Annotated in this window: 11 protein-coding genes and 1 pseudogene; 7 read left to right on the forward strand and 5 right to left on the reverse strand. The window is 59.2% G+C overall.

Annotated features, from left to right (window positions below; genetic code table 11):
* Window positions 1-320 precede the first annotated feature (320 nt).
* A pseudogene (locus tag CFII68_RS04005) lies at window positions 321-616 on the forward strand (hypothetical protein).
* A 467-nt stretch (window positions 617-1,083) separates the two neighbouring features.
* A complete protein-coding gene (locus CFII68_RS04000) occupies window positions 1,084-2,076 on the forward strand; it encodes a hypothetical protein (RefSeq protein ID WP_018612672.1) in 993 nt (330 codons plus the stop codon).
* On the opposite strand, the gene CFII68_RS03995 is transcribed toward CFII68_RS04000, so the two are convergent.
* Window positions 2,073-3,269, reverse strand: a complete 1,197-nt coding sequence (locus CFII68_RS03995; RefSeq protein ID WP_018612674.1) for an RsiV family protein — start codon at window positions 3,267-3,269, stop codon at window positions 2,073-2,075. The two genes, CFII68_RS04000 and CFII68_RS03995, sit on opposite strands and share 4 nt — an antisense overlap.
* Window positions 3,270-3,394: 125 nt before the next feature.
* A complete protein-coding gene (locus tag CFII68_RS03990) occupies window positions 3,395-4,210 on the reverse strand; it encodes a sulfite exporter TauE/SafE family protein (protein ID WP_018612676.1) in 816 nt (271 codons plus the stop codon).
* A gap of 112 nt (window positions 4,211-4,322) precedes the next feature.
* On the opposite strand from CFII68_RS03990, the gene CFII68_RS03985 reads away from it, so the two are divergent.
* Both CFII68_RS03985 and CFII68_RS03980 read left to right on the forward strand, forming a co-directional pair.
* Window positions 4,323-5,099, forward strand: a complete 777-nt coding sequence (locus CFII68_RS03985; protein WP_018612678.1) for a helix-turn-helix domain-containing protein — start codon at window positions 4,323-4,325, stop codon at window positions 5,097-5,099.
* Between the two features lie 82 nt (window positions 5,100-5,181).
* Window positions 5,182-5,499, forward strand: coding sequence for a helix-turn-helix transcriptional regulator (locus CFII68_RS03980; protein ID WP_003204826.1), 318 nt, complete (start codon window positions 5,182-5,184; stop codon window positions 5,497-5,499).
* A 17-nt stretch (window positions 5,500-5,516) separates the two neighbouring features.
* Here CFII68_RS03980 and CFII68_RS03975 read toward each other — a convergent pair whose 3' ends face one another.
* Window positions 5,517-6,575, reverse strand: coding sequence for an MBL fold metallo-hydrolase (locus tag CFII68_RS03975; protein WP_018612683.1), 1,059 nt, complete (start codon window positions 6,573-6,575; stop codon window positions 5,517-5,519).
* Window positions 6,576-6,764: 189 nt separating this feature from the next.
* Here CFII68_RS03975 and CFII68_RS03970 point away from each other — a divergent pair, with 189 nt between their 5' ends.
* On the forward strand, window positions 6,765-7,373 hold the full coding sequence (locus CFII68_RS03970; protein WP_018612685.1) for a TetR/AcrR family transcriptional regulator: 609 nt from the start codon (window positions 6,765-6,767) through the stop codon (window positions 7,371-7,373).
* A 23-nt stretch (window positions 7,374-7,396) separates the two neighbouring features.
* Here CFII68_RS03970 and CFII68_RS03965 read toward each other — a convergent pair whose 3' ends face one another.
* Window positions 7,397-7,930: a DUF1003 domain-containing protein gene (locus CFII68_RS03965; protein WP_033062884.1), complete on the reverse strand. Its 534-nt coding sequence runs from the start codon at window positions 7,928-7,930 to the stop codon at window positions 7,397-7,399.
* Window positions 7,931-8,023: 93 nt separating this feature from the next.
* Window positions 8,024-8,971, reverse strand: a complete 948-nt coding sequence (locus CFII68_RS03960; RefSeq protein ID WP_033062882.1) for a LysR family transcriptional regulator — start codon at window positions 8,969-8,971, stop codon at window positions 8,024-8,026.
* Between the two features lie 14 nt (window positions 8,972-8,985).
* Here CFII68_RS03960 and CFII68_RS03955 point away from each other — a divergent pair, with 14 nt between their 5' ends.
* Both CFII68_RS03955 and CFII68_RS03950 read left to right on the forward strand, forming a co-directional pair.
* Window positions 8,986-9,696 carry a CTP synthase gene (locus tag CFII68_RS03955; RefSeq protein WP_018612694.1) on the forward strand — a complete coding sequence of 237 codons (711 nt, stop codon included), beginning with the start codon at window positions 8,986-8,988 and terminating at the stop codon, window positions 9,694-9,696.
* Complete coding sequence (locus CFII68_RS03950; RefSeq protein ID WP_018612696.1) at window positions 9,693-10,007, forward strand: antibiotic biosynthesis monooxygenase; 315 nt, start codon at window positions 9,693-9,695, stop codon at window positions 10,005-10,007. Before CFII68_RS03955 ends, CFII68_RS03950 begins: the two co-directional genes overlap by 4 nt.
* Window positions 10,008-10,047: the final 40 nt, after the last annotated feature.

The following is a 10,047-nucleotide window of genomic DNA, read 5'->3' on the forward strand; positions in this document are numbered from 1 at the left end:
GACCAAAACTGCGTTTAACTCTGGGACCGGCACACTACCTTTACCCTACGAAAAACTCAGAATCTTTCCGCATTGACGCCGTATCGTCTCGTTACCTATCTTAGTCGCAGGTGCCTAAGAAACGCCCAACGTAGTAGCTAATCGCCAAACATAGAACCGCGTACTGTCTAAGGACATTTGCAACTCTGTGTGGAGAAAATAGCTAGTTGGGATTTTTCTTACATCCTCTACGTCGGGCTCGCGCCGCTAACCTTCGAACGTAGAGGTGGTTATGCCCACAAGAACGCTGCTCTGCTCTCCGTATACCTCGGAGCCCCATCATGCCTGATGCTTACATTCCGGCGGTTTTCACCCGTCACAACCTCCATCTGCATACCCTCTTGGTTGAAAACCAAGCTTGGTTCAGCGCCTCGGATTTGGGGCGTTTTATGAGCAAGCACCTCGATGAACGCATGACCCGCAAGCTTGACCCTGACCAGCGCCGGATGATGCTCTGCACTGGCAGGATGAACCATGGATTCGCTTGCGGGATATGCCCGCGGTGCTGGTGGATGATCCGTTTAGCCAGCATGAATCCTGGTGGCGGAAAGCTTCTCGGGTTTTGCGAGGGTTTTGAGAATCAATCGGAAGCCGTCGTCCGTGTTAGGGCGGCGGTTTTTTGTTGGGAATATTGAATTGGGGCTGCTGCGCAGCCCAGCGGGAGCAAGCTCTCATGGAACATTTTAAGGCTGAAAATACATATCGATCGTTCCCACGCTCCTGCGTGGGAATGTCGCCAGGGACGCTCCGCGTTCCGCTTCTGGAAGGTGACGCAGAGCGTCACGGGATGCATTCCCACGCAGAGCGTGGGAACGATCAAATCTGGGACCGTAAAAGGGGCCGCTTCACGCCCAGCGGGAGCAAGCTCCCTCGCCACAGGTTGGTGTCAGGGCGCAGGTGGGTGGCAGGCTTGATGGTTGGGTTGGTTTTGGGAATCGCGAGCAAGCTCGCTCCCACAGGGGGTTTGTGGTGTGTTGAAACTTTGGGTGCAGCCCGCCGCGTCCTTCGGTATTAATACACTTCCTCTCATGGACCCGAGCCCCGATGAAATTCGATACCGCCTACTGCCTCAGCCTTGATGCCAAGCTTTCGATCTATGACGTTCGGGATCTGAATTTCGACGAGACCATGGCCTTCGATTCGGCCAAGGAGCGCTTTCAGTGCCCCAACGATGCCTGTCGGGTGGCGTTTGATGAGGACAATCGGCTGACGACGTTCAACGCCAAGAACGTCAATTACATCCGCACGCCACATTTCAAGAATCAGCCAACGACCCAGCATATCGAGGGCTGCCCTTACGTCAGTCCGAAAACGCCGGGGTTGGGTGTAGAGAGTGGCGAAGCGGAAACGGATGACGACCGTGAAGAGCATTTTCCGTCGGAGCTGTTGCTGACTCGGCGTCAGTACGTACGCAAGCCGTCCGATCCGTCGAAGGACGTTGAAGCAGCGACTCGGCCTACGTCGCCTACCCTATCGTCCCACGGTGATGACGTTCATTGCGCCCATGATTCGACACCCGACAAGACCAGTGTCTTTGCCCACCCGGTGGAGTGTTTTGTGTCGAACTTCGCGGACAAGGACCTGCTCAAGCGCAAGCTGTTGAAGATTGGCGAGCACACGGCGCCCTATGGATCGTTCTTCAAGAAGATCGAGTATTTGCAGGACAACAAGGGCTTGATTTACTGGGGCAAGATCAAGGAGATCAAGGATTACACGCAAAGCTTTCGCATCGATTTCGAACCCAAGGTCTGGTTCAAGCAACCGGACGAGGCGAAGAAGAAGCCTTACTCGGTCAACGTTTACCTGAGCAAGAAGCTGATCGATAACTACCGCAAGCGCAAAGCGTTCCTGGAAGAGATCAAGCATGCCGTCGACAGTGACGCGCCGTTGTATTGCTTCTTTTATGGCGTGACGCCGGAGTTGAAACAGGTACCGAGCAAGAAGAACCCCGAACAGACGTTCGGGGTGTTCAGTGCCAATATCGAGAACCTGGATCACTTCGTTATTCGGGAAGCGCCCGGGTTGGCTGAGGGTTAGTCACCAGTCCCGGGCAATTGAAGTTTGACCGCACCGGGGTGTTGTTTTACGACTGCGTACGGCAGCACCGACCAGCCGGGGTCATCACAAACGCGTTGCGCGCGGACGAAGAACGGTCCCAGGTACAAACCTTTTTCAGTGAAGTACCAATTGGAATATCCCCAGACGCCTTCATCGGTGTAGTCGCAGCTGTCTTCATCCGCTGGCTTCAGCATCTCGTCGGGGTACAGCGTGGTGAGTTGCTTGATCAGCCATGGCGCGAATACCTCGCGTTGGTAAGTGTATCGCGCCTGGCTCTCTTCATCGGTCAACGGAACATCACCCGCGTCGTTGTGGCCGGCGTACAGCGGTGGCTTGCCTGTGCCAACCCAGAGCACATCTTCCAGCGACAAACTGTGGCCGGTGTGAGCATCGAGATTGAGCGGCGAATTGCCAAAATCCGGATGCACGCCGCCGCAGTAGTAACTTGTGGAAATGTTCAGGCTGATCACATCGGGCGATAGGAATTTGGGCGCGACGCCTTGGTCGAACTCGGCATTATCCGCGCCCTGCAACAGACAGCCGTGGTAGCTGATGACTTCGGTCCAGAGCCGTCCCAACAATTGCCGATTGACCCGTTGTAGTTCGTCTTTCGAGTAGCCGGACTCGACGCTGAACATGGAAATACCGGAATCTGGCTCCGTCCACCATTGCAAGTCATGCCCCATGAAAGATTCTTTCTTGCCCGGCTTGAGTTTCAAGCCTTGCAGGCGGAGATACTCATAAGGATCACTTTTTTGCAGCTCAGCGATAACGGGGGAAAGATCAGCCCCAGGTGCCGGGAGCCTGGCCTCGGTCAACTGCACGGGCAGAACTTTGCCCTTGAGACTTTTCCATTCACCCTGCCAGCCGTTGGCCGTTTTTTGCAGCGTCAGGGTTGGCAGCGATTGGCCGTCGTCGTAACGGGTACCGCCCTCGACCATCGTCAGGGTCTTTCCTTGCAGCGAGCCGCTCAATCCCAAGTCACGATGGTATTTCTCATAGAAATAACGACCGATGACCTCGTCCTCTTGAGCAGTGTTGAGTCCCAGCACAATCGGCATCTTGCCCAAGGTGCCGGTAAAGACGCCACTACCACCATCGGCACTGGCTGTCGAACAGAGCGCGATAAGGCACACGGCGCTGGATGCGAGGAGCAACAGTCCTTTGAACATGGAATCTTCCTGGAAAAAGCGAGCGTCAGCTCACGAAATGAGTGGCGCGAAGTATGACGAATCAGCCTCATAGAATCGATATGCCCCCCTCTCCCACAAAATGTTGAGCAATGCCACGCAGCAACTTACCGCACCGATATGCCCAACATCACGACGATCAACAATCCGATATAAACCCCGGCGTGAAATCGATCCGGTATCCGCCCGATCCATGGCGTAGCTAATCGAATCCCCACTAACGAGCCCAGTGTCAAAACCGCAAACGCCTGCAAATCCACATACCCCACAAACCACGGCCCCAAATCAAACTCGATAAACCCGGCCATGGCCATGTAAGTCAGCGTCCCGGCCACCGCAACCGGCAAACTCAGCGGGTTAGCCATGGACGTCGCGCGCGACATGTTCAGCCCGCAACGACGCAATAACGGCACCGTCATGACGCTGCCACCCACGCCTAGAAAAGTGGCGATGGCGCCGATGCTGATTCCGCCTGCCGAGACCTCTGCCCTACCCAACCGCCGTGGGACTACAGCGTCAGACTGGGTCAGAAAACCGCGTCTGAACAAACAGTCCAGAATGGTCACGCCCAGGTAAACGATGAAGGCATAGCGAATGACTTCGCTACTCGCCCACATCGCGGCAACGGCTCCAACGATAGCGCCCAGGCCGATGAAGCCGCCCAACGGCCACACGTAGTGGCGAATGAGGTTACCGGCGCGGTGATGCTTGGCGGTGGCGATCAGCGCGTTGACGATCATCACGCAGGTCGAGGTGGCCACGGCGATGTGCATCGCCGATCGGCCGATAGGGTCGTCAGCGCCGTGGCTGGCGGTGAGCATGCGGTATAGCAAGGGCACCACGACAAATCCGCCGCCGAAGCCGAACAACACGGCGGTGACGCCAGTCATGCAGCCGAAAAGTGCCAGCAAGAGGTAGAACATCGCGCAGCATCCATAAATTGAGAGAGGCCGACGATAGAGCGATGGGGCTTGGCCTGCCTCAGCAAGTAGGCCAATAATGTTTGTGTTTACGCCAATCGCTGGATACCGCTCGATGCGCAATGTTTCGATTGACCTGCTGGACGACACGCCACGGCCAGTAGTGGCTATCGGCACGGATTATCCCGACGGTCATCGATTGCCGCGCCATACCCACCGGCGGGCGCAGTTGCTCTACGGCGCCACCGGAGTCATGCAGGTCAGCACGGCAGACGGCAATTGGGTGGTACCGCCGCAACGGGCAGTGTGGATCCCGCCCGGGGTTGCCCATGAGGTGCTGATGCTGGGCGTCAGCACGCGAAGTTTGTATATCGAACCGGCTGCGGTAACGGCCATGGACGCCCGTTGCCAGGTCATCAGCGTGTCGCCGCTGATGCGCCAGTTGCTGATGGAAGCCGTGGAGCTTGCACTGAACTACGACGAGGCTGGACGCGATGGTGCGCTGATCGATCTGCTGCTGCACGAGTTGCTGCGCAGCACCCATCTGCCCCTGCACCTTCCACTGCCCCAAGACCCGCGCCTGCTCGACCTGTGCCAGGCATTTCTGAAACACCCGGACGCCCACGTCTCGCCCCTGCAATGGGCGGCGCAGTTGCCTATCAGCTTGCGCTCGTTCAATCGCCTGTTCAGCCAGCAAACCGGGTTAAGTTTCAGCCAATGGCGACAACAAGCCTGCGTGATGTCGGCATTGTCCCGGTTGGCCGTCGGCCATTCAGTGACCCGAATCGCCCTGGACCTGGGCTACGACAGCCCCGCGGCATTCTCTACGATGTTTCGTCGCGTACTGGGTCACGCCCCGAGCGCCTGGCTGGAGAAGACCGCCGGTCATTGATCAAAAAAATGAGATTGATCGGGATTCAAAACAACTGTACAAAAACACAGTATTTTTTAATCCCACAGCTTTGGAGCCCCCCATGGCCTCTCTCGCAATCAAAACCACCCTGGAACGCATCGCTGTCTATCAATTCACCCCTGCTCACAGTGCACAGGCGCGAGCCATGCTGGGTTGGAGTGTCGAGGAGCTGTCCCGCCAATCCGGCGTCTCGGTCCAGGCCATCCGCCGCTTCGAGGCCGGCGGCGAGTTGCTCGATGTGACTCGCCTGGCCCTGGCGTTTCGCCTGGAGGCCGAGGGCCTGGTGTTCTTCCCCGGCTTCGCACCGGGGCGCGGCATGAACATCAAGGGCGCGACGCCGGACCCGATGGGGCGCTCCGATTACGCCATGATTGAATAACGCCAATCCTGTGAGTGCTAGGCGATACCGGCCTGGTCCTGGTACGCCGAGGGTTCCACGTCCAGCCACCAGGCGCGGCCACGTTGCGGCTGCGTCAGGGTGAATGCTTCGCCCATTTGCGGCGTGGCAATGTGAACATTGCGTTCCCAGGCCAGGGCCAGGATGCGGTCGAAGGGTTCATACCAGGCATGCATCGCCAGGTCGAACGTACCGTTGTGGATCGGCAGCAGCCAACGGCCCTTGAGATCGATATGAGCCTGTAGGGTCTGCTCTGGCTGCATGTGGACGTGGGGCCAATCGACGTCATAGGCGCCGGTTTCCATCAGCGTCAGGTCAAAGGGACCATATCGCTCGCCGATGCGTTTGAAACCCTCGAAGTAGCCAGTGTCGCCGCTGAAGAAAATTCGCGTAGCGCCGTCGATCATCACCCACGAGGCCCACAAGGTGCTGTTGCTGTCAAACAGGCCGCGCCCGGAAAAGTGCTGGGAGGGCGTGGCAACGAACTCGATACCGTCCACCTCGGTACTTTGCCACCAATCCAGTTGACGCACCTTGTTGGCGTCAACGCCCCATTTGATCAGGGTGTCGCCCACGCCAAGGGGCGCCAGGAAGTGGCGGGTCTTGGCCGCCAGCTTGAGGATGGCCTGATGATCGAGGTGGTCGTAATGGTCATGGGACAGGATCACCGCCTCGATCGGCGGCAATTCTTCCAGGCTGATGGGCGGCTGATGAAAACGCTTCGGGCCGGCCCATTGCACGGGTGAGGCGCGCTCGGCGAACACCGGGTCTGTCAGCCAGAATTTATCCCGCAGCTTGAGCAATAGGGTGGAATGGCCGAGACGGAATACACTGTTGTTCGGCGCCGCCAGCAGCGCGGCGCGCGTCAGCGCTTGAACCTCGATGGCGCCCGAAGGCCGAGTGGTGCGCGGCTTGTGGAAGATCATGTTCCAGATGATGCGCAGGGTAGTGCCAAAACCTTCCCTAGGGGTGAAGGCATGATTGCGATACTTGCCCTGTTCATGCCGGGATGCGTCATGGGCGGACGGATTGTCGGTCGAAAGAGAGGGAATGGTCATGGTGCGATAACTCCAAGGGCGTCGGCGCAATTGCGCTTCGCCGTTGTGGGACGCTGGATGGCCGTTGCATGCACGCTCAGCCGCTTGACTCAAAACTACACCACCCGGTGTAGTTTCTAGATTGCATGAATCCCGGGAGCAAGTAAACTGCCGAGTGTAAGTTCTCTCATCTCAACCGACGAATTGCCCATGACCGTACCGCAGCGCCTTACCGAGCGAAAACGCGAAGCCATTCTCCAGGCCGCGATTGCTGAATTCCGTAGCAGCGGTTTCGAGATCACCAGCATGGACAAGATCGCGGCGACTGCCGGCGTATCGAAGCGCACGGTGTATAACCATTTTCCGAGCAAGGAAGAATTGTTTGCCGAAATTCTGAATCGGTTATGGAACAGCATTACCGCAGAGCAGGACATGCCCTACAGCTCGCAAAAGCCGCTGCGGGAGCAACTGCAAACGTTGCTGCAAGCCAAACTGCACATGCTGGCGGACGAGAACTTCCTCGACCTGGCGCGCATCGCCATCGCCGCCACCATTCATTCCCCCGAGCGAGCCCAGGACATGGTGTCGCGCATGGGCCAGCGGGAAGAAGGCCTGACGACCTGGATTCGCCAAGCCCAGGCCGATGGCCGGTTGAAACCCGTGGAGCCGGCATTTGCCGCCCAGCAAATGCACGGGCTGCTCAAGACGTTCGCCTTCTGGCCGCAGGTTTCGATGGGGCAACCCAGCCTGACTCAGGATGAGCAGGCCCAGGTGATCGAATCGGCCCTCGACATGTTCCTGAGCCGTTACCAAACCTGATCAAGAAATCCCGGAATGAAGGGCTACTGCACCGACGGGTTATGCACGACCTTCTGGTGCATTTCAGTGGTCAAGTTGTCGATACGCTCGGTCAATGCCTTGGTCATTTCCGTCAGGCGGGTGTTCTGCTCCAACAATTCGAGCAACTGCGCCGTATTCTGCGCGGCCTGGGCCTGGCGCTCGCTGTTGGCGATGGCCAAGGCTTCACGATGCAGGGCATCGGCTTCCGCCTGGGCTTTGTCCCGAGCGGCCTGGCGGGTTTGCGCCAGCAAAATCAGCGGCGCGGCATAGGCCGACTGCAGGCTGAACGCCAGGTTCAGCAAGATGAATGGGTAGGCATCGAAATGAAAGACCCCCACCAGGTTCAGGCTGATCCATAGCAGCACGATCAAGGTTTGCGCGCCGAGGAACATCGGCGTCCCGAAAAAACGCGCGAACGCCTCCGCTCTCAGCGCAAAACGGTCATTGCCAAAGGTCGGCGCCAGATGCGCGTGAGGGCGGTGAAAACGCAGGTGGTCAACGGGCGCGGAAGGTGTGGGTTGGGAAGACTTCGTCATCGTGATGTTCTCGGCCAAGGGCTGGTGCTCAAGGCACTATAACCGTTGGGGAAGCGCCATCCATTGAGCCATGTATGCCCTCGCCGTTAAAACTCAGCGCCCGCGCAGATTGCGCCCCAGCTCATCGAACAAGGTCACCACCGAGCGCAAGGCCCGGCAGTCGGGGCGGGTCAGGAGCCACAGGGCTGTGTCATACCCCTCCAGCGGTTCGCCAAGGGGCATCAGGCCCTGGTGTTCATCGATCAGAAAGTCCGGCAGCGCCGCCACACCCAAGCCGGCTCGCACCAGTTCGGTGACCGAGAGCATGCTGTTGCAGCGATAGGCGGGCACCACGCCGGGTAGACGCTGGCGGCGCCAGGCTACGGTGGGGTGATCCGGGAGGAAATCGTCCGGTGCGATCCAGGTCATGGAAGCCAGGTCATCCACATCCACCGAGCGCAGATACGTGGCACTGGCACATACCCGGTAAGCCACGTTGCCCAGCTTTCGACCGACCAGGTGTTCCGGCGGCGTACGGGTCAGGCGTAACGCAATGTCGGCATCGCGGCGGCTCAGGTTGGCGAAGTCGTTCGAGGTGCTCAGCTCAAGGGTCAACGCCGGGTAAGCAGGCATGAAACGCGCCAGCGCAGGTAGCAGCAATGCTTGCAGGACCGAGTCGCTGCACGTCAGGCGTACCGTCCCGCTGATGACCGCGCCGCCCTGCTCCACGCCTACCCGCGCCGCCTCCAAGGCCTGTTCGGCGCGCTCGGCTTGCTCGGCCAGTGCCTGGGCCAGGCTCGTGGGCAAGTACCCGGAACGGCTTTTTTCGAACAAGGGCTGGCCCAGGGCCGCCTCCAGCCGACGTACCGAACGAAACACCGTGGACACGTCCACCTGCAGCAGCCGCGCGGCCCGAGCCAGTGAGCCACCACGGACCAGCGCGAGGATCAGGGACAGGTCGGGATAGTCCAGACGATAGTGCGCTGCTGCATTGATCACTTGGATAAACGCCAATATTGATTGCGTGAACGCCAATCTATAGTGGCGACCAGGAATCAACAAGCGGCGAGTCTCTCATGGAAAAACAGCGTCCTTTACACATCGCCCTGGTCGGCGACCACGACCCACACATCACCGCTCACCGCGCGATCCCCATCGCACTTGAGCTGGCCGCTGGGCAAGCCGGCCATGACATTCGCGTCCAATGGCTGGCAACGCCGCTCATCGCCGACAACGCAGTGCTGGAGGACTTCGACGGTATCTGGTGCGTACCGGGCAGCCCCTACCAAAACGAAGCCGGCGCCTTGCAAGCGATTCGTTTTGCCCGCGAACAGCGTTGCCCTTTCCTGGGCACCTGCGGTGGTTTTCAACATGCCGTGCTGGAATACGCCCGCAACGTGATGGGGTGGGCCGACGCCGCCCATGGCGAAACCGATCCAGAGGCTGAACGGGCACTGCTGACGCCGCTGAGCTGTGCCTTGGTCGAAACCATCGACAGCCTGCAGCTCGATGCGGGCTCGTTGATTGCCAAGGCCTATGGTCGCCAGAGGGTATTCGAGGGCTACCATTGCCGCTTCGGGGTCAACCCGGACTTTGAAGAGGACTTGCTCAATCAACGCCTGCACGCCGTGGCCCGGGACTCGGCCGGCGGCCTGCGAGCGGTGGAGCTGCAAGACCATCCGTTCTTTGTCGCCACGCTGTTTCAGCCCGAACGTGCCGCACTGGAAGGGCGCGTGCCGCCGCTGGTCAGTGCGTTTGTCGAAGCCTGCGCCAGGAAAGCGTCATGAGCGCCCACTACTACGCGGTGATATTCACCTCCCTGCGCACCGAGGGGGACCAAGGCTACGCCGAAGCCGCCGAACGCATGCTGGCCCTTGCCCGGGAGCAGCCCGGATTTTTAGGCGTCGAATCAGCCCGTGGCGACGATGGTTTGGGGATTACCGTGTCCTATTGGAGCGATGAAGCTGCAATCCTGGCCTGGAAGCAGCATCCTGAACACAGCGCGATCCGCGAGCGCGGCCGCTCCACCTGGTATACCCATTGCCATACGAGGGTGTGCAAGGTCGAACGGGACTACGCCTTCCAACGCCAAACCTGATGCCAGGATACAAAACCTGTGGGAGCGAGCTTGCTCGCGA

This window comes from Pseudomonas sp. CFII68 (assembly GCF_000416195.1).
In the GTDB taxonomy this organism is placed as follows: Bacteria; Pseudomonadota; Gammaproteobacteria; order Pseudomonadales; family Pseudomonadaceae; genus Aquipseudomonas; species Aquipseudomonas kilonensis.